Here is a 17,024-nt window from a genome sequence, read left to right as displayed (position 1 = left end):
ATATTGGATGACCTGGTCTCCCATAAAATAAACAGTTATTCATTCTGTACAGTTTGAATTGTTTGAACTTGTAATACTTTATGGTATAATTCCGAATGGTGTTTACAAAACGAATCACATAATAAGCAAGGAATACTTAATTGGAGGTTTAAAGTTATGAAACAATGGCGTATATGGTTGCCGACCATGCTGCTTGGTCTTCTTTTGACATTAGCTGCTTGCGGTGGAGAGTCTGGAGAAGATACAAACGGTAGTGAAGGTGACAATGCAGAAAGTTCCGATGAAAAAGGAACCATTAGTATAGGAATGAACAACTGGGCCGAGAACGTTGCAGTATCCAACATGTGGAAGCTTATTCTGGAAGAGAAAGGTTATACAGTGGAACTGGAACAGGTGGAGAAAGGTTTCCTTTACGAAGCTCTATCCAGTGGAGATTTGGATATCGGAATGGAGATCTGGCTTCCAAATACAGACAAAGCCTTTTATGAAAAGTATGAGGAAGATATCGACTGGCGGGAAACGTGGTATGAAGGAACGAAGTTAGGACTTGCTGTACCAAGCTATATGGAAGACGTTAATTCCATTGAGGACTTGAAAGGGTCAGACGCATTCCCTGACAAACAGATCGTAGGAATTGATGCCGGAGCAAGTATTATGTCATTGACTGATGATGTGATCAGCGAGTATGACCTGGATTATACGCTTGCAGCATCTTCAGAACCAACGATGATTACAGAATTGAAAAATTCAATGGAAAGTGAAGAACCGATCGTTGCAACCCTTTGGAAGCCTCACTGGGTATTCTCAGAGATGGATTTGAAATTCCTTGAAGATCCGAAGAACGTTTATGGCGATTCCGAGAACATTTCCTATGCAGCGCGCAAAGGTTTGGAAGAGGATCAGTCAGAAGTCGTTAAATGGTTTGACACGTTCATGTTGAACGATGATCAACTTGGAAGTTTAATGGCCAGTATTAATGAAGCTGGTGACGCTGAAGAAGGTGCGCAGAAATGGATTGATGAGCACCAGGACCTTATTGACGAATGGACGAAAGAATAACACACAAGAACCCGCTCTGATTCAGAGCGGGTTCTTTGTATGTTTGCATAATCGAAGGGCCCCAATACGAAGTGAAAACTTTGAATCTTCGTCTGAATTGAAAGAATTATCCAATAACATCTGATATAATGGGGCCTGAATATTCAAGGATAAAGGAGTTCATACATAGTGAGTATAGAGAAAATAAGAAACGCCCAAAAAACAATCAGCCAAGTAATCCTTGGTAAAGATGATGTAGTAGAGCTGTTATTCATATCCCTCATTGCAGATGGTCACACATTATTAGAAAGTGTACCGGGATCGGGCAAAACGAAATTGGCTAAAAGCATCGCGAAGGTGATGGATGGGAAATTCTCTAGAATTCAATTTACACCGGATGTACTTCCCAGTGATGTGACAGGGATTCAAATCTACAATCCTAAAACGCACGAGTTCGAACTTCGAGAAGGGCCGGTCATGACAAACATCCTGCTGGCGGATGAAATCAACCGGGCGACCCCAAAGACACAGTCCAGTCTGCTTGAAGTTATGGAAGAAAAGCAAACCACGGTAGATGGAGAAACGATGAAGATTCAACCGCCGCTCTTCGTCCTGGCAACACAGAATCCAGTAGAAGGGAATCATGGAACCTTCCCTCTTCCGGAAGCACAGTTGGATCGGTTTCTTTTTAAGATCGACATGGGCTATCCGAGCGAAACAGAAGAAAGAAACATTTTAAAGACCTATCAAAAAGGTGAACCCATGGATGCTTTAACCCAGCAAATCTCTATCGAGGATATTTTGAGTCTCCGCGAACAGGCGAAAAAGATCGAAGTTGAGGACGATGTGATGAATTATATACTGGACCTTGTACGTGTTACTCGTGAACATGATGATATTGACTTAGGGGTGAGTACGAGAGGGGCGCTTGCTTTCATGAATGCCTGTCAGACAAGAGCTCTGCTCTCAGATTATTCGTATGTACGTCCTGAAGATGTGAAGTTTCTGGCTCCTTATGTGTTGGAGCACCGCATCGTTCTTTCCATGGAAGGTTCGATAAGGAAAACGAAAATCCAGGTGATTCAGGAAGTGATCCAGTCTGTCCCGGTCCCTGTAGAAGCAGGTCCTGTGCAGTGAAGGATTGGAAAAAGCAGCCCGGAATGGGCCGGGGGTTCTATGATGGCGTATTTGCTGCTGTTGTCTTTACTGGTTTCATCGGTTTTGTCATCAACCAGCCTCTACTCTACGTCCCTACTGTGCTCCTCGTTATTTTTTTAATAGGAAGTATAGCTTTTGACCGTTTTGGAGGGTCAAACTTCGAAGTGATCAATAAGCGGGGGTCTGTCCGACTTTTTCCTGGAGATGAAGTAGACTGGGAAATTCAAGTGAACAATTATTCACGTGTCCCCGTGCTTAATGGAACCATCTCCTTTTATATTGGAAAATCAGTAAGCAGTCGTAAAGAGATTATGCAGGAAATGACGCAATGGAACGCGTACAAGGTTCCATTTTCTTTAATTAGTCGAGGGGCATCTGTGGTCAACATTCCGATAAAAGGAGTAAAACGCGGAGTCACAAAGGCGAATCATCTATCATTCAGGTTTCCTCACTTGATGAACTTCACACCTGTAAGGATGTGGTATCAAAAGCCTTTTCAAACAGAATTTATCGTTTATCCATCTCCGGCTCCGGTCCATGGGGTGAAGGAATTCATTCCGTTTACAGTGGGGGAACAACGAGCGAGTCTCTCTCCATATGAAGATTTTCTAACGCCGGTTGGAACGAGGGACTATGAACAAGGGGATGCTTTTCATAAAATTCATTGGAAAGCCAGTGCTAAATCCCAAACGCTGAAAACGAAGGTACTGGAGCGTCAGGCGGATGCGAGTTGGACGATTATTGTCAATGTAGTGGAACAAACGCGGCTCGGGAATGAGCATATTTCTTTGCAACTGGAACCTTTACTCTCTGCGGCCTGTTATTTATGCTATACTGCGGCGGATTTTGGTTATCCTTATGAGTTGTTCATCAATACGAGGAAGCCCCAGAAGAACCCTTACTTTTATCAGGAAAAAGGAGAAGGCCGGGAACACTTGAAAAAGTCGTTGGAAATGATGGCGAGGATTGACAAAGAAATGCGTTTTCTCCCTGTCCATGAACTGTTTCACTGGTTGGGAACTGATGGTGTAGATAGTAAGGTTGTTCTGATTGTCGGAGAAGTCCCGGAAAATACAAAAGCCCAAATACAGAAATGGGAGGCAAAAGGAATTCGCGTCCTCCAGGTGGAGCTTGATGAAACCTCTTCCTTTTTACGTCCAGCCTTGGATAAAGGAGTGGTCACTTATGGTAGAAGGTAAAAAGGATATCGTATTCTTTTATCAGGTACTAAGCGAAGTACTGGTTTTTTACATTCTTTTCTTTCCTGTATGGGAATGGACGCCACTCTCTCTTTCTTTTGGTCAATTCTGTACATATGTGGCTTTTAGCATTGCTTCATTCTTATTTACTGGGAAATGGACATCCAGCTTTCTACCCTTTCTTTTAAGTATAGGTGTCGTAATGTTGACAGCTTATTTCATAGAAGGGGATTTGCTTATAAGTTTCATGGTAGGGTCCTTCTTAATTTGGAGATACCATGCGCATGATAAGGACGGGGATATGAATCATGAAATTCCGTTACTATTGACCGCGTCTATCATGACTTTTCTCTTCTTGTTTTTCTTTCCTGCATGGGAACTTGTTGCCGCTCTCTGTTCTTTGTACGTGGTAACTTGGGGAGGATATGCAGTTTCCCATTACTACAAAGTGGAAAAAAGGAAGCGGAAAGGGGCTTGGGGAAGCCTTCTCGTCATGTTTCTATCTCTGATTACAGGAACCTACGTCCTTCTATTTCTTCTTCCCTATATGCGTGCAACTGTTGGGTTTCTTTGGAGTGGGATCTCGTATGGTGGTCTTGTCGTAGTTCATGGGCTCTTGTCCCTTCTTGCAATGATCGGCCTTGATGTTTCAAAGATTGAGCAGATAGAGGAAGATGCACTTCATGAGTTCCAAACCTCGACTGAAGAAAGAGAAGAAGAGTTGAAGCAGATGAATGAAAGTAATCAAGAAACGGCTCAAGCCGTAGCGGAGGCAGTGGAAACAGGCGTAGTCGTTCTGATTGTATGCGCGGTTCTGTTGGCTCTCTTCATTTTCTTTATTGTAAGGAAGCGGGGAGAAGATTCTAGTGCTCAACCTGTGGATGCCGTTACCTATAAGTATTTTACGTATGACGAAAAAAAGAGGAATCGATCAATCTTCCCTGTTCGTTTTCATCGTTCAAGTGCAAATGGATGGGCGCGAAAGCAATTTCGTTCATTTGAAAAATTCGCAGCGAAAAAAGGCTGTGGCAGGGATTGGCATGAATCTATAGAAGATTGGTTCAAGAGAGTTGGTCTGGATATTGAATCGACCGTCCTTTACCAAAATGTCCGCTATGGAAAGCAAACACTGTCATCAGAAGAAAAAAAACAGCTGGATCGGGAATTGAAAGAATTGAAGAATCAAATCGAGAACAAATGCGTGGACTCGTAAAAGAAATAAGTTTAAGTCCTTCTTTTTCAGGAAACATATAGTGTAGATTCGATTTACAATTCTTGAAAGGAGTCGCTGTTTTATGGACTTAAATAAAGAAATAAAGAAACTAGAACAAGTACACTTAGAAAAACCACAAAAAGTATTGACGATGTATTTAAACACCGACCCTTCCGACCCAGAGCAACAAGGAGGAGAATGGAAAATCCATTTAAAGAACGGTTTGAATAACTTCGAATCCTATTTAAAGGAAGATGGTGATTCCGACGAAAAACGGAATTACTGGGCGGTCAAAGAAAAAGTGGAGCAATTCATAGAAGAGAATGAACAAAACTTTGCTAAAAGCGTGGTCTTATTTGCAAGCGGTGATGAGACTGTCTGGTTCGCGGAACGCTTTCAGATGCCTGTGAAGACGGAATTTTATTGGGAAGAAAGCCCTGTTCTGGATCAGTTGAAGGAAATGCAGAAGAACTTTCCTAAAACAGGAATCGTTTTAACACAAAAGAACCAGATAAAATTGATTGATGCAGAGCTTGGTTCTCTGAAAGATACACAATTGTTCGAACTTGACCTGGATACAGAAGACTGGAGGCAGCATCAAGGTCCACACCGAGCTCAGCCTTCCATGGGATCTGGTGGAGCGAAAACATCCAAAAAGGATCAATTTCAGGAGCGCTTTGATGCCAATCGTTATCGCTGGTACAAGAGTGTAGCTCCGAAAATTGATAAACTGGCCAAGGATTATGGATGGGAGCGCTTCTATCTCGTTGGAGATAAGGAAGAGCTTAAGGATCTGCAGGATAACATGAATAAGGAAGCGAAAGATATGGTCAACAAAAACCTATTGGATCATGAAGAGATGCATGTCATCGATGAAGTCGTCCAATAATGGTGTGGAAAAGTACCGGTTATGCGCCGGTACTTTTTTTATGGGCATGTAGTGTGGGGAGAGGGTTTTGTGAAGTGCTGGTTCATTATTTATCCATAGAAAATAGCCTGCTTATGGAACGGGAAATGGTGAACCTTTACATTATACATAAAAGAAATAGGTATGATAAAATAGTATTTAGTGAAAATAATTCAGAATGGGGAATTATATATGTTCGTCGTGGATTCTATGGTGAAGGTACCTGAACATAAAGCGGATGACTTAATTAATATATACAAAAAGAGATCGAGGCTTGTAGATGAAGCAGAGGGATTCTTATCTTTTCAATTGCTTCAGAATGATCGAAAGCCTGGAGAGTTAACGGTTCATATGGAGTGGGAATCGAAAGAAGCTTATTTAAAGTGGGCGCGCAGTGAACAGTTCAAGAAGATCCATGAGTTAGAGAAGCACTATCCCGATCAAGAGCTTCAAGGCATCGTTCCTAAGGTGACGAAATATGAGGTGGTTGCAACGTGAATAAATCTGAGCAGTCACGCGTGGTTCAGCAGGTAGCTGATGAAATCTATGAGGCTTACCCCTATTTATGGGAGAAATTTGGACAAAACGGCCGGGATCGTACGGAAGAAGATAATTTCCATCATTTGGATCACTTAGAAGCGGCCTATGAAATGAATAGCGTCGATTTTTTTATGGATTATACCAAATGGTTGAACACTGTCCTTACTTCAAGGGAGGTCCCCACTACATTAATCATTGATAATTATGAACGTCTTGTTCGTTTATTAACAGGAATGAATGTAGTGGATGAAGACGAAAAAGAGTGTTATATCAATTACCTGGAGACGGCGTTACAACACTTGCATACACTTTCAAAGAGGTGAATACTTTGGACGTGCAACATGAAAAATTGGCCCGCTTGTTTCTTGAAGGAGATGAACAAGGGGCTGTAGACTATACAAAAGCTTTGTTAGAAAAATATCCAAGGGCTTATTTATATAAAGACATTATTACTCCTGCTATGTATTATGTTGGAGAACTCTGGGAGCGAAATGAGATTTCAGTAGCAGATGAACATCTAGCTACAGCCATTTGTGATTTCGTATTATCCAAACTAGAAGCAGAAATAGTTCTTTCCAGCAGTAAGCAGCAGAAAAGGTTCAAAGCCGTATTGTTTGGTGTGGAAGAAGAGCAGCATTATATTGGTTTGAAAATGGTAGCAGACACTTTCAAAGTATATGGATGGAGAGTGAGGTACCTGGGCCCGGACCTTCCGATGGCTCATTCTTTCACGCAAATTGAGAAATACCGACCGGATGTCATTGGAGTGTCTGCTGCTTTGCCTTATCGGTTGAAATCAATAAAGACAATGGTTGAGAAATTTTCAGCGCTGGAGTGGAAACCTTTAATCATGATTGGCGGAAGATTGGCGATGAATTACGATTTAGAAGAATTTGAGTCCGATCAGGTCATGATCGTCAAGGATCTGGATCATCTGAAACGGTGGTTCAATGAAGGAAGGGAAGAAACGATTAATGAAACGAGTTGAACGCAGCTTCCCTCTCCCGCATTTTATCATGAATAAAAATTATCGGATTGAATCCCTGTCTGATGAGGCGGCATCAACGTTTGGTGAGGTTGAAAGCCTGTTGAATATTATCGATGAGGGAAGTCTTTCTAAAGTGAAACATTGGGTGAATCCAGAGGTGCACAAACTGTCGATAGAAATTGCGGTCAAACCTTCCGTAGATGAAGGCGTACCTGTGACATGTGATATGCATGTAAGCTGGAAAAATGATTTATATGCAGAAGTACTAATTATCTCTAAAGATGATCAGTTACTGAAAGTGAACAGAACGATGGATCAATTGCGATCAAGATTGAATGATACCAACTTTCAGCTTTTGGAGGAGAAAGAAAAGCTTGAAGAGGCCATTCATCACGGGAACCGTTTATCCGCTCCTTTTATACGTTTAACAGAGGAAACAGCGTTGATTCCACTTTTCGGGCTTATCACTGCTGAAAAGATGCACGCCGTTGAAGAACCATTGCTACAATCCGTGCAGGAAAGTGATGTCGATCAAGTGCTTTTCGACTTTACCGCTGTAGGTGAGATGGATGAAGACGGAGCCCACTTATTAAAAAACCTGATGACCTCCCTTTTCTATATGGGATCACAAGTCATGATCATTGGCATTCGTCCAGAACAAGTCAAACGTGTACAATCTCTTGGCTTTCCCTCCCAAATCACTTTTATGAACTCTTTACATCAAGCTTTAAAAAAATATGAAATCACCTAAAAACAACCCCCCGTCTCCAATATGGAAGCGGGGGGTTGTTTTTAGGCGGTCCTAATCAAATTGTAGGTTAAATCTTTCCTAATTTGTGGAATGGTAATAAAAAGGACAATATCAAATGAGAAAGGGTGAATGATCATGGAAATGACATTAGAGGTAAATGGAATGACAGGCAAACAGTGTGAACAATCAGTCAAAGGTGTCCTGCAAAAATTGGAAGGTGTTCATGGAGTTGAAGCAGACGCAGACAGTGGAAAAGTGAACATCACTTTCGATGAAGCTTATGTGACAAAGGGAATGATGAAAGAGGCAGTATCTGCCCAAGGTTTTGAACCTGTAGGATAAAGGAAAGGAGCCCGAATGCCGGGCTCCTTTTTCTCTACTCATAGGATTACTGAACGGTATAGGGGAGCTGAGTCTTATAACCGGTGAACTGTTGATACGTCTGGTCAACTTTTTGACTCTCCGCAACTTCAAGCGCATACCAGCCATTCTTAAACATGAGGTTGTATAAGTTGCGCTGACAGTCTTGGGTTTCTTTGAAAATCGTAGCCAGGTCTTGGTAAAGGTTTTGGTTGCTTGCTTCATTTAAAGCTACATTATAAGAAGACGTCATATACTTTTCTGTCGTCAATTGGTCATTAATGAAGTCTCTTTCATTCATTTGCGGTGTTTTTGGGACATTTGTTTCAGGATTTTGGATTTTTTGTGTTTGGGTCATTATTATCCTCCTAATTCATTTTTTGAGAGGGAGTATTCAAATGATTGAGCAGGCGATCATAATGTCGCTGATGCATTTGACCAGCCTCTTCCAAAGCGGCTTGAATTTCAGGCGTCTGACAATTTTGCGCGAAAAAGTGCGCTTTTTTACATGCATTTAAATTCCAGGACAGCATATCAGCCAGATAGAGTTGGTCCTTGGTGCTTACAATGTCCGGGGGTTGAGGCATAGACTGGGATTGCTGCATAGCTGATTGATTTTGTTGTTGCATGAGGCAACCTCCTTTTTCTTTTCTTATTATGACCGTCTTCTTTATTTCTATAATAAAAATTGTATACCTACGAAACATATAGGATTTCGTCGAACAAACCATTATTTTTCCCTATTTTATTAAAAAAATGATAAAATTGTAGTATGTTAACGATTACAAGACAGAAAAGTCTGACCCGATATGGGGATGGATTTAGGGGGTTGAATAAAGGATGGAACGTTTACTTAGAAACTTCTTTCTTTTTTTATCAAAAAACCGCTTCTTTACGAAATTAGCTAAAAGATACGGACTTCGCTTCGGAGCTGGAAAGTTTGTAGCTGGTGAAACCGTACCGGATGCTGTTAAAACGATACAAGAACTCAATAATAAAGGGATGTCTGTAACGATTGACCATCTCGGGGAATTCATCGATAGCGAGTCGGAAGCTAGAGAAGCTGCAGAGGGGTGTATAAAAGCGATCGAAGCGATCGCTTATTATAAACTGGATTCACAACTCTCATTAAAGTTAACGTCTATGGGATTGGATATATCAGAAGATCTTGTCATGGAGAACATGAGGAGAATCCTCGATGTCGCCGAGGAAAAAGATGTATTTGTAACGATTGACATGGAAGATTATGAACGGTGTGAAAAAACGCTGGAGATCTTTAAGCAACTCAAAGAGGATTATGACCATATCGGGACGGTCCTGCAATCATACTTGTACCGGACGGTAGAGGATATCAAGGATCTTGATACGTACAATCCAAACCTCCGCCTTGTTAAAGGAGCCTATAAAGAGTCCCCTAAAGTGGCGTTCCCGGAAAAGAAAGACGTCGATGAAAACTTAAAGAAAATCATTCGTATTCATTTAATGAATGGGAATTATACAGCTGTGGCCAGTCATGACGATAAGATGATCGAGTACACGAAATCCCTTGTGAAAGAAAAAAATATTCCCAAGGACCTTTTTGAATTCCAAATGCTCTATGGTATTCGGGTGGAGAGGCAGGAAGAATTGGTGAAAGAAGGGTATAAAATGCGAGTTTATGTCCCTTACGGCAATGACTGGTATGGGTATTTTATGAGAAGGCTGGCTGAAAGGCCGGCGAACGTAGCTTTTGTATTAAAAGGTGTATTTGGAAAATGATAAAATGCCCGTTTAGTGCGGGCATTTTATCTGTTTTTGCATATACTGCGTACAGAAGAAAAAAACGCAGGAAGATTTCACAGAAAATGGAGAAAAGGATTGCGAAATGTCTGAAAATATTTTATATTATACATAGATACGATTCAGCCGTACTTATTTTTTTGGTTTCAAAATGAATGAGTATTCATTCAAACGAGATAGGGGGAACTATAATGAATCATAAAATCAAGCGGGCAGCCGTTCTTGGATCTGGTGTTATGGGGGCAGGCATCGCCGCTCATTTAACGAATGTCGGAATTCCAACATTGATGTTGGATATCGTTCCGCGTGAACTTACTGAAGAAGAAAAGGGAAAAGGATTGACGCTGGAAATCCGGTCGTTAGAAACCGCATCGCATCTAAAAATAAAAAAGCCTTGCTCAAGCAGAAGCCGTCTCCGCTCACTAGTAAGAAGAACCTAGAATTGATTGAAGTCGGTAATTTTACAGATGATATGGAACGCTTGTCTGAAGTGGATTGGATCATTGAAGTAGTAGTAGAAAATCTTGAAGTGAAGAAGAAAGTATTAGCAGATGTCGACCGTCATCGAAAAACAGGGGCGTTCGTCAGTTCCAATACTTCTGGGATTTCAATTGAAGATATGTCAGAGGATTGCAGTGAGGATTTCAAAGCCCACTTCTTAGGAACACACTTTTTCAATCCTCCCCGTTACCTGAAATTGTTGGAGGTTATTCCTACCAAACATACAAGCCCGGACGTTCTTCAGTTCATGAAAGAGTTCGGAGAAAACGTTCTTGGAAAAGGAGTCGTTGAAGCCAAGGATACTCCTAACTTCATCGCCAACCGAATTGGTACGTATGGTCTTCTGATCACTGTTCAGCAGATGTTGGAAAAAGGCTACTCTATCGGGGAAGTCGATTCTGTCACAGGGCCTATGATTGGACGGCCGAAGAGTGCGACTTTCCGTACACTTGATGTGGTGGGGCTGGATACATTTATCCATGTTGCTAATAACGTTTACGATCAAGTAGAAGGGGACGAAAAGAGAGCATTTGAAGTGCCTTCATTCATGAAGGAGATGCTTCAAAAGGGCTGGCTCGGCTCTAAGAGCGGTCAGGGGTTTTTCCTTAAACAAAAAAGAGAAAGCGGTAGTGAAATCCTTCAGTTAAACCCTGAAACCATGGATTATGAAAAACGGGGAAGATTGAAAACGAAAGCCACAGAGATGGCTAAGCAAGAAAAAGGCCCACACCGTAAATTAAAGGCTCTTGTAAATGCGGAAGGAGACCGCGCAGGAGATTTAGTGTGGTCCATAGTGAAACCAGTCCTTCTATATTCGGCGGAATTGTATGGAGAAATCGCGGATGATGTTCCTTCCATTGATGAAGCCATGCGCTGGGGCTTCGGCTGGGAACTTGGACCATTTGAAATGTGGGACAGCATAGGGGTGAAGGCTTCCGTTGAACGTATGAAGAATGAAGGAGAAAACGTCCCTGATTGGATCCTTAAGATGCTGGCACAAGGAAGCGAAACTTTTTATAAACATGAAAATGGGAGCGTTTTCTTCCATCATAATGGAAGTTATGAGAAACAGTCATTTAATGAGAAAGTTATAAATATTAAGCGCTTGAAGGAAGAGCGGGAAGTCATCAAAAAGAACGCCGGGGCAAGCCTGATTGATCTTGGTGACGGCGTGGCCGGTTTAGAGTTCCACTCGAGGAGTAATGCCATCGGATTGGATATCATTCAAATGATCAACTATGCCATTGATCATGTAGATGAAAACTTCGAGGGACTCGTCATTGGTAACCAGTCTAAAAACTTCTGTGTAGGTGCAAACCTCGGAATGATTCTTATGGAAGCGCAGGACTTCAACTTCTTTGAAATTGAAATGGTCGTCAAAAGCTTTCAAGACAGCATGATGAAATTGAAGTATTCAGATAAGCCTGTCGTGGCCGCACCTTTTGGTATGACCTTGGGGGGGGGAGCAGAGGTGTGTCTGCCTGCTCATGCAATTCAAGCCTCCCAGGAAACGTACATGGGTCTCGTAGAAGCAGGGGTCGGATTGATTCCTGGCGGAGGCGGTAACAAAGAACTCTACATGAAACATTTGAGAAATATACCAGAGGGTGTCGATTTCGATCTTCAGAAGGTGGCGAATAGCGTTTTTGAAAAGATTGCCATGGCGAAAGTCTCAACTTCTGGAGATGAAGCGAAGGAAAACGGATTTTTGGATCAGCAGGATGCGATCAGTGCGAACGGAGATCATCTTCTTCACGACGCTAAACAGAAAGTTCTCGGTCTTGCTGGCTCTGGTTTTACGGCACCTAAACGTACCAAAGTTCCTGTAGTGGGTGAACAGGGGTATGCCACCATGCTTCTTGGTGCAAAATCTCTTGCTTTAAGTGGTTACGCCAGTGAACATGATCTTAAAATAGCCGAAAAACTTGCTTTTGTCTTGTCAGGAGGAAAGTTGAAAGAAGGCACACTTGTGGATGAACAATATCTATTAGACCTTGAGCGTGAAGCTTTCCTTAGTCTCGTAGGAGAGCCGAAATCTCAAGCGCGAATGCAGCACATGCTGATGAAAGGGAAGCCGCTACGCAATTAATCATATATTTAAAAGGGGGAAGAGTCGTGAGAGAAGCAGTAATCGTATCAGGAGCTCGAACACCAGTAGGACGCGCGAAAAAAGGGGCGCTTGCCCATACACGCCCTGATGATTTAGCAGCGTTGACCATTAAGGAAACTCTGAAAAGGGCTGGAAATTATGAGGGGAATATTGATGATGTCATTATCGGATGTGCAATGCCAGAAGCTGAGCAGGGCATGAACATGGCGAGGAACATTGCGGGGCTTGCTGGTCTGCACCATAAAGTACCGGCCATTACAATCAACCGATATTGTTCTTCAGGGCTGCAAAGCATCGCTTATGCTGCTGAAAAAATTATGCTTGGACATAGTGATACAGCCATTGCGGGAGGGGCAGAATCTATGAGTCTCATCCCAATGGGAGGCCATGTTATTAAACCTAATATTCAGCTGGTTGAAAATGCACCGGAATATTACATGTCGATGGGGCACACGGCTGAAGAAGTAGCTAAACGTTTTGAGATTTCAAGAGCAGAGCAGGATGCATTTGCCGTCCAAAGTCACGAACGTGCTGCGAAAGCGATCAAGGAAGGGAAATTTGAAGATGAAATCGTACCAGTGGAAGTGACGAACCGTGAACTTGGTACGGATAACAAGGTTAAAGAATCGACAAAGGTCTTTTCCATGGATGAAGGAGTACGCCCGGATACGACGACAGACGTTCTTGGAAAGCTGAGGCCGGCGTTCTCCACGAAAGGTTCAGTAACTGCTGGCAACTCTTCACAAATGAGTGATGGAGCAGCAGCGGTAATGGTCATGGACCGTGAAAAAGCGGAGAGTCAGGGTCTTAAACCTCTCGTTAAGTTCCGTTCTTTCGCTGTTGCAGGTGTAGAGCCGGAAATAATGGGGGTCGGTCCAATTGAAGCTGTACCAAAAGCATTGAAGATGGCTGGACTTTCTCTATCGGATATAGGCCTGTTTGAACTGAATGAAGCCTTCGCTTCACAATCTTTACGAGTCATCCGTGAACTCGGGCTTGATGAAGACCGGGTGAACGTTAACGGTGGCGCCATTGCTCTAGGACATCCATTAGGATGTACGGGTACAAAGCTGACGTTAAGTTTGATTCATGAAATGAAACGCAGAAATGAGCAGTTTGGTGTTGTGACGATGTGTATTGGTGGAGGAATGGGCGCTGCTGGCGTTTTTGAATTAATTTAATCCGGGGAGGAACAAATGATGAGCGATTTGAAAGAGATGATCAAAGGCGGAGGATTTATTGTTGAAGACTTGGCTGCACAGGATGTAATTACACCAGAGGATTTCACGGATGAACATTTAATGATTGCAAAAACTGCGGAAGATTTTGTCCTGGGCGAAGTTGTTCCTAAAATAGATAATCTTGAAAACCATGAATTCGAACATTCAGTAGCATTGTTAAAACAAGCGGGAGAACTGGGATTGCTAGGAGCAGATGTACCTGAAGAGTACGGCGGCCTTCAGTTGGATAAGATCAGTTCTTCCTTAATTACTGAAAAGTTTTCCCGTGCAGGTGGATTTTCTGTTACGCATGGCGCACACGTAGGAATCGGCTCGCTTCCTATAGTGTTCTTCGGTAATGAAGACCAAAAAAAGAAATATCTTCCACTACTATCAACAGGAGAAAAAATCGCGGCTTATGCTCTGACAGAGCCTGGATCAGGCTCTGACGCACTTGGAGCGAAGACAACAGCTAAATTAAATGATACTGGAACCCACTATATATTGAATGGGGAGAAACAGTGGATAACAAACTCAGCATTTGCTGATGTGTTTGTCGTCTATGCGAAGGTGGATGGAGATAAATTTACCGCATTTATCATCGAGCGTGATTATCCTGGGGTATCTACTGGTCCTGAAGAGAAGAAAATGGGGATTAAGAGTTCATCCACACGTACTTTAATCCTTGAGGATGCAGAAGTACCTGTAGAGAATGTGCTGGGTGAAATCGGACGCGGTCATATCATAGCTTTTAATATTTTGAATGTTGGACGTTATAAATTGGCGATTGGCGGAGTGGGTGGATCCAAACGGGCAATCGAATTGTCTGTAAAGTATGCAAAAGACAGAAAACAATTTAAAACTCCAATCGCAAGTTTCCCGCTTATTCAAGAAAAAATTGGTTCTGTAGCCGCGAATACGTATGCAAATGAAAGTTCTGTTTACCGGACAGTAGGATTGTTTGAACAGAGCATGGGTAAATTATCGGATGAAGAACTAAAAGACGGTGCCGCAGTAGCAAAAGTCATTGCAGAATATGCGATTGAATGTTCGTTGAATAAGGTCTTCGGTACAGAACTTCTGGATTTTGCAGTAGATGAAGCGGTCCAAATTCACGGTGGTTATGGGTTCATGGCTGAATATGAAGTAGAAAGAATGTACCGCGATTCCAGGATTAACCGTATTTTTGAAGGCACGAATGAAATCAACCGTATGATTGTTCCAGGTACATTATTGAAGAAAGCCATGAAAGGGGAACTTCCTCTACTTCAAAAAGCGCAGGCGCTGCAGGAAGAAATTATGATGATGATGCCTGAAGAACCTGGAGTGGAAGTACTTGAGCAAGAAAAATATCTATTGAAAAATGCCAAGAAGATCGGTTTACTAGCCGCAGGTCTGGCTGCCCAAAAATACGGGGAAAAACTTGAAAATGAGCAGGAACTTCTTGTGAATATTGCTGATATAGTGGGTGAAATTTACAACATGGAATCTGCCGTTCTCCGAACTGAAAAAGCGATCAACAAAACAGGGGAAGAGAAAAACAAGCAGAAACTTCTTTATACGCAAGTGTATGTCCAGGAAGCTTTCAATCGGATTGAAGGTCATGCCAAAGAAACATTGATTGCCGCCGAATCCGGAGATTCTCTTCGAATGATGCTGGGCGCTCTTCGTAAGCTGACACGCCACACACCGACAAACGTGATTCCTAAAAAACGTGAAATTGCCAAAGCATTGATCGAAGCCGAAAAATACACGGTTTAAAAAGAAATTCCATGTGATACAGGGCCTGCACTTTCGAAGAAGCGAAGGTGCAGGCCTTTGTTTTGCAATATACAATAGAAGTACGGTTTGGGGATTGGAATAGATAATAAAACAATAGTAGAAAAAAATGAAAACATTCCCTCCGTTATGATAAAATATTAGACAACAAGATCGAAGGAGGGTTTGTAGATGTCTTTAACCTTCTACTGGTATCCGAATTGCGGTACATGTAAAAAAGCAAAGAAATGGTTGGATGATGAAGGGTTTGACTACGAATCTGTACATATCGTCAATGATCCCCCTTCAGAAGAGCAGTTGAAGAGTTTTATTGCATCCAGTGACCGGCCGGCAAAAAAATTCTTCAATACCAGCGGAAAAAAGTATAGAGAGTTGAACATGAAGGAAAAGCTAAAAGATGCTGAAGAAGACGAAATGATAGAATGGCTGGCATCTGATGGCATGCTGATCAAACGCCCAATTCTTACAGATGGTGAAAATACGACTGTAGGGTTCAAGCAGGAAGAGTATGAAAGAATTTGGTCTTGATGAGCATTTGATTGGGAATAGAAGCTTATAGCTTTTATGTTTATATTTGTAGTTGAACGATTACTATTTATTTTGGAGGTAATGAAAATGAGCGTACCTAAAGACTTGCGTTATTCTGAAGAACATGAATGGGTGAAAGAAGAAGGAGAAAAAGTAAGAGTCGGAATCACTGAATTTGCTCAGTCAGAACTTGGGGATATCGTCTTCGTAGAGCTTCCTGAAGTAGGGGATGAACTTGAAGCAGATGAACCATTTGGTAGTGTAGAATCTGTAAAAACGGTATCTGAACTTTATGCCCCGTTAAGTGGTAAAGTTGTAGAAGTGAACGAAGAACTTGAAGACAGTCCAGAGTATGTAAACGAATCTCCATATGATAAAGCCTGGATGGTAGTTGTAGAACCAAGTGAACCATCAAACATCAACGATTTGATGACTTCAGAAGAATATGAAGCCATGATTGATGAAGACTAAAGGTTAGTGCATTGGACAGGCAGGGATCATTGGATACCTTGTCTGACATGATCACGTTTGATCTTAATCATGTTCAGACCATGCCTGGATGGCATGGTCTGTTTCTATATAGTAGGTGATGAGGATGGATGGAGAGCGTATCGTCATTGTGGAAGGGATCACAGATAAAAAGAAATTGAATAAGGTTCTGGATGAAGAAATTGAAATCATCTGTACACACGGCACACTAGGGATTGAACGAATGGAAGAAATGATATTCGACCATAACCTGGATGAACGCACCGTCTATATTTTGGTGGATGAAGACGATTCAGGATATAAACTGAGAAAGCAGCTTACGGAAGAACTCCCCCATGCTGAGCATATTTATATCGATCGTGCTTTCAGGGAAGTGGCAGCCACACCTGAACCTGAATTGGCAAGAGCTCTACTTAGTAGACACTTTAACGTGAAATCAATTTATCTAATATAGGAGGATGGCT

Annotated in this window: 18 protein-coding genes and 1 pseudogene; 17 read left to right on the top strand and 2 right to left on the bottom strand. The window is 42.1% G+C overall.

The features are described from left to right. Positions 1-156: 156 nt before the first annotated feature. The 10 genes from ACXADE_RS15295 (at position 157) to ACXADE_RS15250 (ending at position 8,136) form a co-directional block, all read left to right on the top strand. Positions 157-1,059: a glycine betaine ABC transporter substrate-binding protein gene (locus ACXADE_RS15295; protein WP_474981299.1), complete on the top strand. Its 903-nt coding sequence runs from the start codon at positions 157-159 to the stop codon at positions 1,057-1,059. A 168-nt stretch (positions 1,060-1,227) separates the two neighbouring features. Next, entirely contained in the window at positions 1,228-2,175 is a 948-nt protein-coding gene (locus tag ACXADE_RS15290) for an AAA family ATPase (RefSeq protein WP_474981298.1), read from the top strand. Next, positions 2,172-3,395, top strand: a complete 1,224-nt coding sequence (locus tag ACXADE_RS15285; protein ID WP_474981297.1) for a DUF58 domain-containing protein — start codon at positions 2,172-2,174, stop codon at positions 3,393-3,395. The genes ACXADE_RS15290 and ACXADE_RS15285 overlap by 4 nt, the downstream gene beginning before the upstream one ends. Next, positions 3,382-4,608, top strand: coding sequence for a hypothetical protein (locus ACXADE_RS15280; protein WP_474981296.1), 1,227 nt, complete (start codon positions 3,382-3,384; stop codon positions 4,606-4,608). Before ACXADE_RS15285 ends, ACXADE_RS15280 begins: the two co-directional genes overlap by 14 nt. A gap of 82 nt (positions 4,609-4,690) precedes the next feature. Next, the gene (locus tag ACXADE_RS15275; RefSeq protein WP_474981295.1) at positions 4,691-5,497 is read left to right on the top strand and encodes a VLRF1 family aeRF1-type release factor; all 807 of its coding nucleotides are present in this window, start codon (positions 4,691-4,693) and stop codon (positions 5,495-5,497) included. 210 nt (positions 5,498-5,707) lie between these two features. Beyond that, positions 5,708-6,013, top strand: a complete 306-nt coding sequence (locus tag ACXADE_RS15270) for an antibiotic biosynthesis monooxygenase family protein (protein WP_474981294.1) — start codon at positions 5,708-5,710, stop codon at positions 6,011-6,013. Then, positions 6,010-6,378 carry a hypothetical protein gene (locus tag ACXADE_RS15265; RefSeq protein WP_474981293.1) on the top strand — a complete coding sequence of 123 codons (369 nt, stop codon included), beginning with the start codon at positions 6,010-6,012 and terminating at the stop codon, positions 6,376-6,378. The genes ACXADE_RS15270 and ACXADE_RS15265 overlap by 4 nt, the downstream gene beginning before the upstream one ends. A gap of 11 nt (positions 6,379-6,389) precedes the next feature. Then, the gene (locus ACXADE_RS15260; protein ID WP_474982243.1) at positions 6,390-7,043 is read left to right on the top strand and encodes a cobalamin B12-binding domain-containing protein; all 654 of its coding nucleotides are present in this window, start codon (positions 6,390-6,392) and stop codon (positions 7,041-7,043) included. Then, entirely contained in the window at positions 7,030-7,794 is a 765-nt protein-coding gene (locus ACXADE_RS15255) for an STAS domain-containing protein (RefSeq protein ID WP_474981292.1), read from the top strand. Before ACXADE_RS15260 ends, ACXADE_RS15255 begins: the two co-directional genes overlap by 14 nt. Before the next feature lie 135 nt (positions 7,795-7,929). Next, positions 7,930-8,136, top strand: a complete 207-nt coding sequence (locus ACXADE_RS15250; protein WP_474981291.1) for a heavy-metal-associated domain-containing protein — start codon at positions 7,930-7,932, stop codon at positions 8,134-8,136. Between the two features lie 46 nt (positions 8,137-8,182). On the opposite strand, the gene ACXADE_RS15245 is transcribed toward ACXADE_RS15250, so the two are convergent. Both ACXADE_RS15245 and ACXADE_RS15240 read right to left on the bottom strand, forming a co-directional pair. Continuing rightward, positions 8,183-8,512 (bottom strand): spore coat protein, encoded by a 330-nt coding sequence (locus ACXADE_RS15245; RefSeq protein WP_474981290.1) that lies wholly within the window; start codon positions 8,510-8,512, stop codon positions 8,183-8,185. A gap of 10 nt (positions 8,513-8,522) precedes the next feature. Further along, positions 8,523-8,783, bottom strand: coding sequence for a hypothetical protein (locus tag ACXADE_RS15240; RefSeq protein WP_474981289.1), 261 nt, complete (start codon positions 8,781-8,783; stop codon positions 8,523-8,525). A gap of 211 nt (positions 8,784-8,994) precedes the next feature. Between ACXADE_RS15240 and ACXADE_RS15235 the strand changes: the two genes are divergently transcribed. The 7 genes and pseudogenes from ACXADE_RS15235 (at position 8,995) to ACXADE_RS15205 (ending at position 17,014) form a co-directional block, all read left to right on the top strand. After that, positions 8,995-9,912, top strand: a complete 918-nt coding sequence (locus tag ACXADE_RS15235; RefSeq protein ID WP_474981288.1) for a proline dehydrogenase family protein — start codon at positions 8,995-8,997, stop codon at positions 9,910-9,912. A 212-nt stretch (positions 9,913-10,124) separates the two neighbouring features. Next, positions 10,125-12,523: pseudogene (locus ACXADE_RS15230) on the top strand (3-hydroxyacyl-CoA dehydrogenase/enoyl-CoA hydratase family protein). Between the two features lie 26 nt (positions 12,524-12,549). Then, complete coding sequence (locus ACXADE_RS15225) at positions 12,550-13,725, top strand: acetyl-CoA C-acetyltransferase (RefSeq protein WP_474981287.1); 1,176 nt, start codon at positions 12,550-12,552, stop codon at positions 13,723-13,725. 18 nt (positions 13,726-13,743) lie between these two features. Then, a complete protein-coding gene (locus ACXADE_RS15220) occupies positions 13,744-15,525 on the top strand; it encodes an acyl-CoA dehydrogenase family protein (RefSeq protein ID WP_474981286.1) in 1,782 nt (593 codons plus the stop codon). A gap of 189 nt (positions 15,526-15,714) precedes the next feature. Then, positions 15,715-16,071, top strand: a complete 357-nt coding sequence (locus ACXADE_RS15215) for an arsenate reductase family protein (RefSeq protein WP_474981285.1) — start codon at positions 15,715-15,717, stop codon at positions 16,069-16,071. Between the two features lie 87 nt (positions 16,072-16,158). Beyond that, positions 16,159-16,542, top strand: a complete 384-nt coding sequence (gene gcvH / locus ACXADE_RS15210) for a glycine cleavage system protein GcvH (RefSeq protein ID WP_474981284.1) — start codon at positions 16,159-16,161, stop codon at positions 16,540-16,542. 124 nt (positions 16,543-16,666) lie between these two features. Next, on the top strand, positions 16,667-17,014 hold the full coding sequence (locus ACXADE_RS15205; protein WP_474981283.1) for a toprim domain-containing protein: 348 nt from the start codon (positions 16,667-16,669) through the stop codon (positions 17,012-17,014). The last annotated feature ends 10 nt before the right edge of the window (positions 17,015-17,024 follow it).

It is taken from the genome of Halobacillus sp. ABR2_026, assembly GCF_056158545.1.
This window is presented reverse-complemented; position numbering and strand designations above follow the sequence as displayed.